This is a genomic window from Pseudomonas sp. NPDC088444, assembly GCF_044900175.1.
Classification (GTDB): Bacteria; Pseudomonadota; Gammaproteobacteria; order Pseudomonadales; family Pseudomonadaceae; genus Aquipseudomonas.
In genome coordinates, this window is record NZ_JBJDNK010000004.1 from 87,903 (window position 1) to 103,136 (window position 15,234).

At 58.8% G+C, this 15,234-nt stretch carries 11 protein-coding genes and 1 pseudogene; 7 read left to right on the forward strand and 5 right to left on the reverse strand.

What is annotated here, in order from left to right; genetic code table 11:
- Nucleotides 1–80: 80 nt before the first annotated feature.
- The 5 genes and pseudogenes from moaE to ACI2KB_RS09485 form a co-directional block, all read right to left on the reverse strand.
- Nucleotides 81–530 carry a molybdopterin synthase catalytic subunit MoaE gene (gene moaE / locus ACI2KB_RS09465; RefSeq protein WP_404633741.1) on the reverse strand — a complete coding sequence of 150 codons (450 nt, stop codon included), beginning with the start codon at nt 528–530 and terminating at the stop codon, nt 81–83.
- Between the two features lie 2 nt (nt 531–532).
- Nucleotides 533–778: a MoaD/ThiS family protein gene (locus ACI2KB_RS09470; RefSeq protein ID WP_404634343.1), complete on the reverse strand. Its 246-nt coding sequence runs from the start codon at nt 776–778 to the stop codon at nt 533–535.
- A gap of 5 nt (nt 779–783) precedes the next feature.
- Nucleotides 784–1,266 carry a cyclic pyranopterin monophosphate synthase MoaC gene (gene moaC, locus ACI2KB_RS09475; protein ID WP_404633743.1) on the reverse strand — a complete coding sequence of 161 codons (483 nt, stop codon included), beginning with the start codon at nt 1,264–1,266 and terminating at the stop codon, nt 784–786.
- Nucleotides 1,267–1,449: 183 nt separating this feature from the next.
- Entirely contained in the window at nt 1,450–2,844 is a 1,395-nt protein-coding gene (locus ACI2KB_RS09480; RefSeq protein ID WP_404633745.1) for a PhoH family protein, read from the reverse strand.
- A 469-nt stretch (nt 2,845–3,313) separates the two neighbouring features.
- Nucleotides 3,314–4,420 (reverse strand): annotated as a pseudogene (locus ACI2KB_RS09485) (polysaccharide deacetylase family protein); the annotation flags it as partial.
- 290 nt (nt 4,421–4,710) lie between these two features.
- Between ACI2KB_RS09485 and yaaA the strand changes: the two are divergent.
- From yaaA to algG, 7 genes are all read left to right on the forward strand, one after another.
- Complete coding sequence (gene yaaA, locus ACI2KB_RS09490; protein WP_404633747.1) at nt 4,711–5,490, forward strand: peroxide stress protein YaaA; 780 nt, start codon at nt 4,711–4,713, stop codon at nt 5,488–5,490.
- A 932-nt stretch (nt 5,491–6,422) separates the two neighbouring features.
- The gene (locus tag ACI2KB_RS09495) at nt 6,423–7,739 is read left to right on the forward strand and encodes a nucleotide sugar dehydrogenase (protein ID WP_404633749.1); all 1,317 of its coding nucleotides are present in this window, start codon (nt 6,423–6,425) and stop codon (nt 7,737–7,739) included.
- Nucleotides 7,740–7,878: 139 nt separating this feature from the next.
- A complete protein-coding gene (gene alg8 / locus ACI2KB_RS09500; RefSeq protein WP_404633751.1) occupies nt 7,879–9,360 on the forward strand; it encodes a mannuronan synthase in 1,482 nt (493 codons plus the stop codon).
- A gap of 67 nt (nt 9,361–9,427) precedes the next feature.
- Nucleotides 9,428–10,600: a PilZ domain-containing protein gene (locus tag ACI2KB_RS09505; RefSeq protein WP_404633753.1), complete on the forward strand. Its 1,173-nt coding sequence runs from the start codon at nt 9,428–9,430 to the stop codon at nt 10,598–10,600.
- A 2-nt stretch (nt 10,601–10,602) separates the two neighbouring features.
- Entirely contained in the window at nt 10,603–12,030 is a 1,428-nt protein-coding gene (gene algK, locus ACI2KB_RS09510) for an alginate biosynthesis TPR repeat lipoprotein AlgK (protein ID WP_404633755.1), read from the forward strand.
- Nucleotides 12,027–13,535 carry an alginate export family protein gene (locus ACI2KB_RS09515; RefSeq protein ID WP_404633757.1) on the forward strand — a complete coding sequence of 503 codons (1,509 nt, stop codon included), beginning with the start codon at nt 12,027–12,029 and terminating at the stop codon, nt 13,533–13,535. The genes algK and ACI2KB_RS09515 overlap by 4 nt, the downstream gene beginning before the upstream one ends.
- A 27-nt stretch (nt 13,536–13,562) precedes the next feature.
- Nucleotides 13,563–15,221 carry a mannuronan 5-epimerase AlgG gene (algG, locus tag ACI2KB_RS09520; protein WP_404633759.1) on the forward strand — a complete coding sequence of 553 codons (1,659 nt, stop codon included), beginning with the start codon at nt 13,563–13,565 and terminating at the stop codon, nt 15,219–15,221.
- Nucleotides 15,222–15,234 lie beyond the last annotated feature (13 nt).

Genomic DNA, 15,234 nt, shown 5'->3' on the forward strand with positions numbered 1-15,234 from the left:
TTATTGCGACTGAAACGACGCATTCGCCAGCAAGCCGGCTCCCACAAGGCGCGTGGTGCAACCCCAATATGGGCTCAGGCTTATTTCCAGCGCTGCGCCGCCTGGTGATCGCTGTCCCGCCCTTCCACCCAGCGCGGGCCTTCTGAGGTGTTCTCCTTCTTCCAGAATGGCGCGCGGGTTTTCAGGTAATCCATCACGAAATCACAGGCCTCGAACGCGGCCTGGCGATGAGCGCTCGCCACGCCGACGAACACGATCGGCTCTCCCGGCTCAAGCGCGCCCACGCGATGTAACACCTCGATTTTCAACAGCGGCCAGCGCTGCTGAGCCTCATCGGCGATCTTGGCCAGGGCTTTTTCGGTCATGCCCGGATAGTGTTCAAGAAACATCCCCGCCACTTCCCGACCATCGTTGAAATCCCGCACGTAACCGACAAAGCTGACCACTGCACCGACGCCAACATTGGCGTCATGCATCGCATTGACTTCAGCGCCCGGATCGAATGCTGTGGCCTGTACACGAATGGCCATGATCAACCTCCGGTCACGGTCGGAAAGAACGCCACCTCATCGCCCTGCTCGACCGGTTCGTTCAGCGAGCACAGTTCCTGATTGCGCGCGCACATGATGCTTTGCTCGCTCAAGACTTCCCACACCCCGCCGCGTTGCAGCAAATGCTGACGCACTGCGTCCACGGTCGTAAAAACACCTTCCAGGGTTTCGCTTTCAACGCCCAGGGTTTCACGAAAGCGGGCGAAGTATTGAACCTGAACATGAATACTCATCACGCCCCCACCGTTTCATCGGCCACGAAATGGCCACTTTTTCCGCCCAGCTTTTCCAACAAACGGACATGCTCGATGACCATGCCGCGATCCACCGCCTTGCACATGTCATAGATCGTCAATGCCGCAACACTGGCAGCGGTCAGCGCCTCCATTTCCACGCCGGTCTGGCCGGACAGCTTGCAGCGGGCGACGATATGAACGGTGTCGGCACCCTCAGCATTCAGCTCCACCTTGACGCTGGTGAGCATCAACGGGTGGCACAACGGAATCAGGTCGCTGGTTTTCTTGGCCGCCTGAATACCCGCGATACGCGCCACAGCGAACACGTCCCCTTTGGGGTGGCCGCCATCGACGATCATTTGCAGGGTTTCGGGCAACATGCGCACGCGCGCTTCGGCCACGGCCTCACGGGATGTCACGGCTTTTTCAGTGACGTCGACCATGTTGGCGCGACCTTGTGAATCGAGATGAGTAAGCACGGGATGACTCCTGGACAGGAGCGGCAATTGTACACAATGAATGCAGTAGTGAGCGGACACCATAATCTGTAGCAGTCCGGTTTGCCGGCGGTGGCGGTTTCAAAGACGCTGACGTCGACAAGCCGGACTGCTACAGGTGTAAGCGAGAGGCGCCGAGAGATCGGCGCCTCTGACGGCCAAGCGTTACAAATGACTCTCCGCATACTCAGCCAGAATGGAGCGTGGCACCCCTTGCAGGGTGATGTGCACGCCGTTAGGGAAATCCTTGAAGCGCTCCGTCAGGTAGGTCAGACCGGAACTGGTGGCCGACAGGTAGGGGGTGTCGATCTGCGCCAGGTTCCCCAGGCAGACCACTTTGGAACCGGCGCCCGCACGGGTGATGATGGTTTTCATCTGGTGCGGAGTCAGGTTCTGGCATTCGTCGATCAGAATCAGGCTTTGCTGGAAACTACGACCTCGAATGTAGTTGAGGGATTTGAACTGCAACGGCACTTTGCTCAGGATGTAATCGACACTGCCATGGGTGTTTTCGTCATCCATGTGCAGCGCTTCCAGGTTATCGGTGATCGCCCCCAGCCACGGCTCCATTTTTTCCGCTTCGGTGCCTGGCAAGAAGCCGATTTCCTGATCGAGACCCTGCACACTGCGGGTCGCGATGATGCGACGATAACGCTTGCTGACCATGGTCTGCTCGATGGCAGCGGCCAGCGCCAGAATGGTCTTGCCCGAGCCTGCTGCGCCGGACAGGTTGACCAGGTGAATGTCCGGGTCCAGCAAGGCGAACAACGCCAGGCCCTGATAGATGTCACGAGGTTTCAGGCCCCAGGCCTCCTGGTGCAGCAGCGGCTCCTGGTGCATGTCCAGCAACACGATTTCATCGGCCTTGACGCCTTTGACCCAACCCACGAAACCTTGCTCATCGATGATGAACTCGTTGATGTGCACAGCCGGAATCTGCTCGTTCATCTGCACTTTGTGCCAGGTGCGGCCATGATCCTGACGGGTATCGACTTTGCTCACACGGTCCCAAAAGGAGCCGGTCAAAGTGTGGTAGCCACGGGACAGCAAGGATACATCGTCGACCAGTTGGTCGGTGCTGTAGTCCTCCGCCGCAATGCCGCAGGCGCGCGCCTTGAGACGCATGTTGATGTCTTTGGTAACCAGAACGATGCGCATGTCCTTTTTGCGCGCATGCAGGTCGATCAACTGGTTGATGATGATGTTGTCGTTCAGGTGTTCAGGCAGAAGGCTGTTGGGCTCTTCACGCTTGCTCATCAGGATGGACAGGTAACCCTTGAAAACGCCTGTACCGCGATCGATCGGTACGCCTCGTTCGACCTCCTCCGGGGTCGCCTCGCCCAGTGTCTTGTCGATCAACCGAATCGCCTGACGGCATTCAGCGGCGACCGAGTGCTTGCCCGCCTTGAGCTTGTCCAGTTCTTCGAGGACAGTCATCGGGAGTGCAACGTGGTGTTCTTCGAAGTTCAGCAGTGCGTTTGGATCGTGAATCAATACATTGGTATCGAGCACATAGAGGATCGGCTGGTTAGAGGAAGGGGTGCGTCCGTGGTCATCCATACTCGCTCACCTTTGTAGTCGCCAGATAACGCAGTACACGATGTGCTGCTGCGCCTGAAGGCCGCCGAGGCTCTCACCTTAAGACAGGTGAGAAATGCGCAAAGTGGGGTCTGGGTGACGCCACCTGTGTTGCAGGGTTCGGCGGTCTGTTGTCGTAATACCGCAAAACCGATGACATAAAAAAGCGTTTTGAGAGGATTTTGAAGTTTATTTCACAGCATGACGAATAGCCCTTGGCGGATCCCTCCCACGCGTTTACAGTCGGAAGTCCGGTCGACAGGAAATACCCGCAAAATTTCGACCGTTTCTCTCTCAATCCCCCCTACTCCCCTTTATTTACGGGCTTTTCAGCCTGGTCATCGGCGGCGGGCGCCTCATCCTCCGGCTGTTCATCTGCGGGCTCATCCGCATCTTCGTCGTCTGGCTCATCCTGATCAGCCTCATCCGACAACTGCTGTGGATAAATATGACAGTCTTCCCACTGGATTGCGCTTTGGGCAGTGTTCGCCATCAGCCACGGCACGGCCTGCTGTGCCTTGTCGGTGCTGTCATGGAAAACGATGTTGCCACGACGCCAGAGCAACATCAGGGTCAACACGCGATGCGCCGCTTGCTCGGCGGTGATGCGCCCGGTGGCGTCTTGAGAATCGATGTTCCACAGTGACACGCGCAATTCCTGCTCGCGGAAAAACGGCGCACTGTCGGCCCGACGATGGCCATAAGGGGGGCGAAACAACGGCACGAAGTTGTCCGGCAGCATCTGTTGCACCAGCGCGGCGCTGCGCTCGATGGAGTCCTGCCAGTCATTCCAGTAAGCATGAGAGCGGTATTCCCAGCCCTGCAAACCCACGCATTGTTGGCGATACAGCGTTTTCAGCGCTTCTGGCGTGCTGCCTTCCACGCGGCTCTGCAGATTCTTGCCAAGCACGAAAAACGTGGCGTTGATCTTCTGCTGGCGCATGAAGTCGGCCAGCCAATCCGTTGCACCATCAGCGACGGTAGGACCGCTCTCGAAATTGAGCAGGAAGGTGCGATCCGGCATCTCTTCGCCGCTCAATTCATCCGAGTTGTAGCGCTCGATTTCACTGCTGGTTTGCGGAAACAGGGCCGCCATGCGCAGCAACTCATTCAGATAACGCTGGTTGAAGGCATCGGCAGGTGCCGCCCAGCGCGCATAAAAGGAGTCGTCTGCGATTTTGTATTCGCTCGCCCGCTGACGCAGCATCGGCACGTCATCCACCAGCACGCAAAATGACGCATCCGCTTCGCAGGAGCGCTCGGCGGCCTTCCAGTTTTCAAACAGACGGGTCCACAGCCGGGTGCGGATCAGGTTGATGGTCTGGATATTGATTTGTCGCAGTCCCAGCCGATCAGCGAGCTGGACATCACTCAGTCCTTCGCTTTCCAGCAGTTGATGGGCAAAGCTCATGATTTCGGCGCGAGAGGCCACGTCGAACAGTTGCGGGGTTTCCAGCACCTCCGGCCAGACACCGCGATCAATGGTCGCGATATCGCCGGTCGCGGCGTGAGCGTTGAAGCCCAGCAGACAGGCACCGATCAATGACAGCTTGCGCAAACGACGTGCTCCCAATCCTTGAATGAAGAGGCCGAAAAAGACCGGCGAGGCACTATAGCGGATTTACGCATGCCCAGCGGCAGGCCCCACTGTGGGAGTGAGCTTGCTCACGAATGCAGAGCAACCGTCACAACAACGGTGACTGAGACAACGCCATCGTGAGCAAGCTCACTCCCACAGGATCTGGTATGTACCAAAACATCACGCAGCCGTCGTTCTATCACCACCATAGCTGGAGTCAGCCACCCACAACCCCTAGAATCGCCCCCACGATTAAAGGAGACGACCGCATGCTGATGGTGATTTCCCCAGCCAAAACCCTCGATTTCGACACACCGCCGACCACCGAACGTTTTACCCAGCCGCAATACTTGGATCACTCTCAAGAGCTGATCACCCAATTGCGCGAACTGAGCCCGGCGCAGATCGGCGAACTGATGCACCTGTCCGACAAACTTTCCGGCCTCAATGCTGCGCGCTTCGGCAGTTGGACGCCCGCGTTCACCCCGGAAAACGCCAAACAGGCGCTGCTGGCCTTCAAGGGCGACGTGTACACCGGCCTGAACGCTGAAACCCTCAGCGAAAACGACCTGGACTACGCGCAGCAGCACCTGCGCATGCTGTCTGGTCTTTATGGCCTGTTGCGCCCGCTCGACCTGATGCAGCCTTATCGTCTGGAAATGGGCACCAAACTGGCCAACGCCCGCGGCAAAGACCTCTACGCGTTTTGGGGCAACCGTATCAGTGAATGGTTGAACGAAGCCCTGGCCGAGCAAGGCGACGACGTACTGCTGAACCTGGCATCAAATGAATACTTCTCGGCTGTCAAACGCCCAGCCCTCAAGGCCCGTGTCATCGACACCGAATTCCGCGACCAGAAGCACGGCCAGTACAAAATCATCAGCTTCTACGCCAAAAAGGCGCGGGGCATGATGAGCCGGTTCGTGATTTCCGAGCGCATCGACAACCCGGAGCACCTCAAGCAGTTCGCTGTGCAGGGTTATCGGTTCGCCAAAGAGCTGTCGAAGGCCGACAAGCTGGTGTTTTTGCGGGATGAAGTCGACGCGTGATCGCCCCCGAGAGGTGCATTCAAGCCCACTGAACGCACCTCTTGCTCTCTTTTTTTCTTTCTAATGTCACCCGGTCGACGCTACCGAGCGGACCTACTCGCCCTCAAAAATCCCCCCTTCACTCATCAGAATCACTCCGCACTGAAGTTCCGTTTCGGCGATTTCGGCAGACGAACGGCGCAACTGACAAATGAATGACGCCAATAATTAGTCGACCAAAAAGTTCCGCGCTTTTTTCTCAAAAAATTAACAAGATTTTTGAGTGGTGGCACTTCACCTTTTTTCACTAGTGGCACAGTTACATGAACTAGCGCCAAACCCCTTAATACAAAGGGCAAAACGAAAAGTGCCATCATAGTGCAACCACTACGAAGATGAAGAATATTTCAAAAAATCTCAAAAAGAGGACAGGCGGCCAGGAACTTCTGGGGAAACCTCACGCTCCTACATCCCGTAACAATTCTCGTCCACCTTGTGAGACATCTCTTACAAGGAATAACGATAGATCTGGAAGTTACGCTTCAACGTAGTTAGGCCCCTCGGTCTGAGTGGTACGTGCAAGGAGAGAACGCACCAAACTAGTTGAGTTGAATGAGCAAGCACCAAACGGGTGCCTACAGCCACTGACGAGCAGGACAGCACTGAATCATGGCCACAAGCCTTGAGCCAGAGGCGCGGCAGCGACTCGCAACCACCCGCGGGAGTGTTATGCCATATCCCAGATCGGGAACGTATACAAATATGTATGGGTTACCCGACGCGTGTAACCGTTAATAAATATTAGAGCCCGCCTACGGAATCAGGCCGCTCACTTTTAAATTCTGCCTGTGCTTGTGTCACGACATTAATTGCCGTGCGGACGAGTGCGCGAAACATGTAAGAAAGTTCTTATATCCAGCCAACTAAATGGCGTAAAAATCGAGGAGATTACGATGCATATCAGCATCTTTGGTTTGGGCTATGTCGGTGCAGTATGTGCTGGTTGCCTCTCGGCGCGTGGTCATGACGTGGTCGGTGTGGATATCTCCAGCGCCAAGATCGATCTGATCAATCAGGGCAAGTCTCCCATCGTGGAGCCAGGTCTGGGGGAACTTCTGGAAAACGGTATCAAGACCGGCAAGCTGCGCGGTACCACCGACTTTTCCGAAGCGATTCGCGCCACTGATCTGTCGATGATCTGCGTGGGCACGCCAAGCAAGAAAAACGGCGACCTGGAACTGGATTTCATCGAATCCGTCTGCCGCGAAATCGGCTTCGTGCTGCGAGAGAAGACCTCGCGCCACACCATCGTCGTGCGCAGCACCGTACTGCCAGGCACCGTCGCCAACGTCGTTATCCCGATTCTGGAAGATTGCTCGGGCAAGAAGGCCGGTGTTGATTTCGGCGTCGCGGTGAACCCTGAGTTCCTGCGCGAGAGTACCGCGATCAAGGACTACGACCATCCGCCGATGACCGTCATCGGGGAGTTCGACAAAACCTCCGGTGACGTTCTGCAATCGCTGTACGAAGAACTCGATGCACCGATCATCCGCAAGGACATCGCCGTCGCCGAGATGATCAAGTACACCTGCAACGTCTGGCACGCGACCAAGGTCACCTTCGCCAACGAAATCGGCAACATCGCCAAGGCGGTCGGCGTCGATGGCCGCGAAGTGATGGAAGTGGTCTGCCAGGACAAGGCCCTGAACCTGTCCCAGTACTACATGCGCCCAGGCTTCGCGTTTGGCGGTTCCTGCCTGCCGAAAGACGTTCGCGCCCTCACCTACCGCGCAAGCTCCCTGGATGTCGAAGCGCCGCTGCTCAACTCGCTTATGCGCAGCAACGTGTCCCAAGTGCAGAACGCATTCGACATCGTCGCCGCCGCCGACACCCGCAAGGTCGCGCTGCTGGGCCTGAGCTTCAAGGCGGGTACCGATGACCTGCGTGAAAGCCCGCTGGTGGAACTGGCCGAGATGCTGATCGGCAAAGGTTTCGACCTGAGCATCTACGACGCCAACGTCGAATACGCCCGCGTTCACGGTGCGAACAAAGACTACATCGAGTCGAAGATCCCGCACGTTTCCTCCCTGCTCAACTCGGATTTCGACGCGGTTGTCGACAACTCCGACGTGATCATCCTGGGCAACCGTGACGAGCGCTTCCGCACCTTGGCCAACAACGCGCCAGCCGGCAAAAAGGTCATCGATCTGGTGGGCTTCATGAAAGGCACCACGACCGAAGACGGCCAGACCGAAGGCATCTGCTGGTAACAGCAGCGGATGACAGCAGCTGCAAGCTGCACGTTTTAAGCGACACGTAAGAGCCTGCTCCAAGCCCCAAGTCCAACGCGTTCTGCCTGGACTTGCGGCTTGAAGCTTGCCGCTTGCAACTGATCTAGAGGTGCGAATTATGGACAGGCTGAAACACGGCTTTCTACAAGCCGCCGGTTGGCTGTTTTATTTATGTTTGCTGGCGGCCATCGCCATGGCCTTGCCTGCGTCGCTGTTCGACTCGCAGTCGAAAGACTTTATTTTCCTCGTCGGTCTCGTCGGTATCTGGCGTTACTCGATGGGCGCTACGCACTTTGTGCGCGGCATGATCTTTCTCTACTTCGTTTACCCGTACCTGCGTCGCAAGGTGCGCAAGCTGGGCAAGGCCGCGGACCCGTCCCACGTGTTCCTGATGGTCACCAGCTTCCGTATCGACGCACTGACCACCGCTCAGGTGTACAGCTCGGTGATCGAAGAAGCCATCGCCTGTGGCTACCCGACCACCGTTGTCTGTTCGCTGGTGGAAAGGTCCGACGAGTTGCTGGTCAAGGCGCTCTGGGCCAAATACAACCCTCCTGAGCACGTGACCCTGGACTTCGTGCGCATCGCCGGTACCGGCAAGCGCGACGGCTTGGCTTACGGTTTCCGTGCCATCTCCCGCCACATGCCTGATGACCGTGCCGTGGTGGCCGTGATCGACGGTGACACCGTTCTGGCTGAAGGTGTGGTGAAGAAAACCGTGCCGTGGTTTCAGCTCTTCGAGAACGTCGGCGGTCTGACCACCAACGAATTCTGCGAAGTGCGCGGCGGCTACATCATGAGTGAGTGGCACAAGCTGCGCTTCGCCCAGCGCCACATCAACATGTGTTCGATGGCCCTTTCCAAGCGCGTGTTGACCATGACCGGCCGCATGTCGGTATTTCGTGCCACCGTGGTCACCGACCCGGATTTCATTGCCGATGTGGAAAGCGATTCGCTGCACCACTGGCGTCTGGGCCGCTTCAAGTTCCTGACCGGCGATGACAAGTCCAGCTGGTTCAGTCTGATGCGTCTGGGTTACGACACCTTCTACGTGCCGGATGCCGCAATCAATACCGTCGAGCACCCGCCCGAGAAGAGCTTCCTCAAGGCCAGCCGCAAACTGATGTATCGCTGGTACGGCAACAACCTGCGCCAGAACTCTCGCGCACTGGGACTGGGCATTCGCCGCCTCGGCGTGTTCACCAGCATCGTGCTGTTCGACCAGCGCGTGTCGATGTGGACCTCGATCCTGGGCCTGACCGTCGCACTGCTGGCCAGCTTCAAGTACGGCATCCAGTTCCTGCTCGCTTACCTGCTGTGGATCGGTATCACCCGTCTGATCCTTACGCTGCTGCTGTCGTGCTCGGGGCACCGTATCGGCCCGGCCTACCCGATCATTCTCTATTACAACCAGATCGTCGGCGCGCTCATGAAGATCTACGTGTTCTTCCGCCTCGACAAGCAGTCCTGGACCCGCCAGCCCACCGCCCTGAAGCGCGACCTGGCCAGTTTTCAACAATGGTTCAACACCTGGTCCTCGCGAACCATGACTTTCTCGGCGGGCAGCATCTTCGTTGCCGTGCTGCTGACGTTGGTATGAAAAGGCTGATGAGCTGCGCTCTGACAGCAGGTATGGATCAAATCGATTAATCAGGAAACTACACACCATGAACACAGCCGTGAATGCAAACGTCGTCCATGAATCCGAAGCCCAGCGCCAGCACGCCCGGATCAAGATCCCGGCAAAACTGCGCCTGCTCAATGGCCAGCCCAACGCCCCACTGGTGCGCATCGAAGACCTGTCAGCCGGTGGCCTGAGCTACATCGCCCCTGCCAGCCAGAAGCCCGCCGTGGGTGACGTGATCAAAGGCCGCATGCAGTTCCTGATCGACAACCTGGGCCTTGCCATGGACGTCGACTTGCTGGTCCGCGCCATCGATCCGTCCACTGGCCGCGTGGGTTGCCAGTTCCAGCACCTGGAAGCCCAGGACATCGCGACCTTGCGCCACCTGATCACGTCTCACCTGTCCGGCGAGATCGTCAGCATGGGCGAAGTGCTCGCCACCTTGCAGCGCGACAACTTCACCAAGGCGCGCAAGGTCAAGGACAGCGGCAGCGGTCTGAGCGCGTTCGGCCGCCTGCGTGCGGTGACGTTCAGCGCCGGCATTTTCGTCGTGGGTCTGGCCGCATTCGGTTTCGTCGCCAAATCGGTCTACAGCATGTACTTCGTCAGCCACTCCACCTCGGGTCTGGTGAGCGTGCCGACCATGGACGTGACCATGCCGCGCGAAGGCACCATGACCAGCCTTGTCGCGCCAAACGGTGAAGTCGCCAAGGGTGCGCCACTGGCCACCTTCAACACCAGCATGCTGGACATGCTCAAAGGCAACCTGGACCCGGACGAAATGCAACCGGCGAAGATCGAAGAACTGTTCGGTCGCCAGTTGGCCGGAACCATGACCAGTCCGTGTGACTGCATCGTCAGCAAGCAATTGGTCGCCGACGGTCAATATGCCAGCAAAGGTCAGGTCATTTTTCAGATGGTGCCGCGTAACACCGCCGCCAATGTCGATGCCCGCTTCACCTATCGTCAGTTCAACGACGTTCAACCGGGCGCCCGCGTGAACTTCACAGTGGCCGGTGATGACACCACTCATACCGGCAAAATCGTCAGCGCCACGGCCTTGAGCCCGGCCGACCTCTCTTCCGACATTCGCGTGCAAATCAAGCCTGACGAATCCTTGAGCAGCAACCTCGCAGGCCTGCCGGTGGAAGTGGTCAGCGATCGTGGCCCTTCGCTGAACTGGTTCATCGACAAAGCCACTGCAGCAGGTCTCTGATCATGACGGGCCCTCTACGAAACGTCTCTGCCCCGGCAGTGTTGAACCTGGCCATCGCCGTTGGCATCGCCCTCGGGCTGAGCGGCTGCGGCCTCAACCTGCCCGACCAGCGCCTGGCCAACGAAGCGCTGCAACGAGGAGACACCAACCTCGCCGAGCAGAACTATCGCCAGTTGGCGGACATGGGTTACACCGACGCGCAAGTGGGTCTGGCAGACATTCAGGTTGGCACTCGCGACCCCGAGTTGATCAAACAGGCCGAAGCGACGTACCGCGCCGCCGCCGAAACATCGCCACGGGCGCAGTCCCGTCTGGGCAAACTGCTGGCGGTCAAACCCAACTCCACCGAGGCCGAGCAACGTGAAGCCGAGGGTTTGTTGAAGAAGGCATTCGCCAATGGTGAAGCCGGTACGCTGATCCCGCTGGCCATGCTCTACCTGCAATATCCGCACACGTTCCCCAACGTGAATGCACAGCAGAAGATCAACGAGTGGCGCGCTCAGGGTTACCCCGAAGCCGGTCTCGCCCAGGTGGTGCTGTATCGCACCCAAGGCACCTACGACCAGCATTTGGGCGAAGTCGAAAGCATCTGCAAACAGGCGCTGCGCGCCAATGACGTTTGCTACATGGAACTGGCGACGGTCTATCAAAAACGTGGTGAGGCCGACAAACAGGCGGCGCTGTTGAAGCAGATGGAAAGCGGCTACGCCAGTGGTAGCGTTCCGGCCATGCGCGTCGACACCGTTGCCCGTGTGCTGGCCGATTCGACCCTTGGCAAGCCGGATGAAAAAACCGCGCAGCAACTGCTGGAAAAGGTGGCTCCCGGTTACCCAGCGTCCTGGGTGAGCCTCGCGCAACTGCTCTACGACTACCCCGAACTGGGCGACGTCAACAAGATGATGGAGTACCTGGACAACGGCCGTGCCGCGGACCAACCCCGCGCCGAACTGCTGCTGGGCAAGCTGTATTACGAAGGCAAGCTGGTACTGCCTGACGCCAAGAAAGCCGAAGAGCACCTGAGCAAAGCTGCGCCGACGCAGATCTCCGCGCACTACTACCTGGGCCAGTTGTATCGCCGTGGCTACCTCGGCAATCCCGACCCGCAACGCGCGGTCAACGAGCTGCTGACCTCCGCACGTGGCGGCCAGAACAGCGCCGACTTCGCCCTCGCGCAGTTGTTCTCGCAGGGCAAGGGCATCAAGCCCGATCCGGTCAACGCCTGGGTCTTCGGCACGCTTGCTCAGGCGCAAGGCACGCCGCAAGCAGCAGACCTGATGCAACAACTCAACGATCAATTGCCGCCTGAGAAACGCGCCGAGGCCCAGAGCCTTCTGCAACGCGAACAGCAGGTTCGGGGCACCACTGCGCAAAACGCGCTGGCCCTGCAAACCCTGCAAGAAGAAAAAGACGGCGAGGACGCACCTCTATGAAGCTTACGTTGAATCCTTTGGTGGCAGCCGGGCTGGGCCTGGGCTTCACCTTGATGTGGGCCACGCCGACCCTGGCTGCCTTGACCGACACCCCGAACAATTTCGGTATCGAAGTGAAGGTCACCGGCCAGATGGAAGACGACCGTGACCTGGGCACCCGTGGTGGTGGCGACGTCAACGGTATCGGTCTGGATCTGCGCCCATGGGCCTATGGCCAATGGGGCGACTGGAGCGGTTATGCGATGGGCCAGGTGGTCACCGCCACCGACACCATCCAGACCGACCCGCTGGATCAGCAAGTCACTGACGCCAACGGCCAGAGCGCCCAGCGTGCGCGCAAGACCTCGAGCAGCCGCGAAGTGGACGACAGCTATGCCGCCCTGCGCGAATTCTGGATCGGCTACAGCGGTTTCACGCCCTACCCTGGCGAGATCCTGAAATTCGGTCGCCAGCGCCTGCGCAACGACGACGGCCAGTGGCATGACACCAACATCGAAGCCCTCAACTGGACCTTCGACACCACGCTGCTCAAAGCCGAAGTCGGCGCCGCGCAACGCTTCAGCGAATACCGCACCGACCTCACCGAACTGTCGGCCCAGGACAAGGACCGCATGCACGTCTTCGGTGACGTGGCGTACCAGTGGACACCGGGCCAGTGGGCTGGCATCCGCGCTCACCACAGCCACGACGGCGGCAGCCTGAAACACGAAGGCGAGTCCATCGACGATCTGGACAAAACCAGCCGCGGCGACCTGACCTGGCTCGGCCTTCAGGCCAACAGTGATGCGTACAACTACCGCAACCTGAACAACATCAACTACTGGGGCAGCGTGACCTGGCTGACGGGTAACCGCGATCAGATCGGCAGCACCTACGATGCCACCACCGACCAGTACCTGGCCGGCCAGAAAGACAGCAGTCACGTCAACGGCTGGGCAACTGATCTGGGCCTGCGCTTCCGTCTCGATCCGCAATGGCAAGTGGGCGGCGCTTATTCCCGCGCCAGCAAGAACTACGAGCAGAACGGCCTTGAGAGCAACCGCTCGAACTGGACCGGCACCCGCTCGCGCGTGCATCGCTTCGGTGAAGCCTTCCAGGGCGAAATGGCCAACGTGGAGTCCGGCTCGCTGTTCGCCTCCTGGCAGTTGCAGGACGAGTACGACGCCTCGCTGATCTACCACAAGTTCCGCCGCGTGGACGGTCATGCGGGCATCGGCGGCGCGGGCATCAACCCGGCCAGCGAAAGCGTCGACGCCGATGGCGTTTCGACCTTCACGTCGCTGCCGCTGGAAGACGGCAACAAGGATCTGGGTCAGGAGATGGACCTGGTCGTCACCAAGTATTTCAAGCAAGGCCTGTTGCCCGCGTCGGTCAGTCCGTCCTTTGACGAGCCGTCGGCTTTGATTCGTCTGCGTGCGGGCGTGTTCAAGCCCGGGGATGCGTATGGCAGCGGTGTGGACAACTACATGCACCGCGCCATCGTCGACGTCATCTGGCGCTTCTGATGCAAGCCGCGATAGGAGTGCAATGACATGAACAGCCAAACGATGAGTTTGAGTTTGCGCCACCGGGCCTGGCCCCACGCCCTGTTGGACAGTGCCGCGCTGAGGAATGCGGTGCTCGGTGGCGTCCTGCTGCTGTCCGGAACGTCGGCGATGGCCAACACCACACCGGTCACCAAAGCAACGCCTGCCGCTGCGCAGACATCCGCCGACACCGGCACGGTCAAGGACTTGCATGAGGCCAAGACCTACACCATCACCAGCCCGCCGGTTGAGCCGCTGTTGATGGACAAACCGAAACTGCCAGACCTGTCGGGCTACACCCAGCAGGCGATGCAGAAGAAGATCGTGCGCAGCAAGGTCGCCAAGGTATCGATCCGCCGCATGATGCAGGAAGACTCGCTGAAGGAATTCATCGGTGGCGACAACAAGATGGCCGAATGGGTGGCCCGTCAACACGGTATCCCGCAGGCGATCTTCGTTGACGACGGCTACATGAACCTGCAGGACCTGGCGAAGAAAGTGCCCAAGCAGTACCTGAGCGAAACCTCGCCAGGTGTGTTTCTGGCGCGCCTGCCGATTGTGGTCGGGCAGAAAGGCATCTTCGAAGTCGACAAGAAAACCACCGAGTTGCGCCTGTCGCAGGAAGCCGGTGCTTTTCTGATCAACGACAACCAGTTGTTCGTGCAGGACACCAAGCTGACCGGCTGGAGCGAGAAAGCCAACGGCCCGTCGACATTCAAGGCGCCGAAGGAATTCCGCCCGTTCCTGCTGTCTTGGGGCGGCACCCAGACCTACATGTACAACACCAAGGTCGCGAGCCTGGGTTACAACAACAGCAAGTCGTACGGCATCAGTATTTCCCAGTACACGCCGAACATGAAGGCACAGATGAACCGCCCGGACCCGACCGGCTGGATCGTCAATTCCGAGTTCTCGGACATGTGGTACGGCTACTACTGCTATGAGACCCGGGACTTCGTGGTCAAGGGCAACACCTACCGCGACAACATCATCTACGGCATCGACCCGCATGACCGTTCCCACGGCCTGATCATTGCCGAGAACACCGTGTACGGGACCAAGAAGAAGCACGGGATCATCATTTCCCGTGAGGTGAACGACAGCTTCATCATCAACAACAAGAGCTACGAAAACCACCTGTCCGGCATCGTGCTGGACCGTAACAGCGTGAACAACCTGGTGGCCTACAACCAGATCTACCGCAACCACACCGACGGCATCACGCTGTACGAGAGCGCCGACAACCTGCTGTGGGGCAACCGGGTATTCGCCAACAAACGCCACGGCATCCGCGTTCGCAACAGCACCAACATCAAGCTGTACGAGAACCTGGCCATCGGCAACGGTCTGATGGGCGTGTACGGCCACATCAAGGATCTGACTGACACCGACCGCGACATCAAGCTCGACCCGTTCGACGCCGAGGTGTCGCTGATCATGGTCGGTGGCGAACTGACCTCCAACGGCTCAGGCCCGCTGTCCATCGATTCGCCGCTCAGCGTCGAGCTCTACAAGGTGTCGATGCTCGCGCCGACCAAGAGCAGCGGAATCAGCTTCAACGGCGTGCTCGGTGATCGTCAGGACGAAATCCTCGATCTGCTGGTGCGTCAACAAAAAGCCGTGTTGATCGACCCGGTCGAAAGCCAGAAACAACTCCGGGACTGAGGAAGCCAAATTC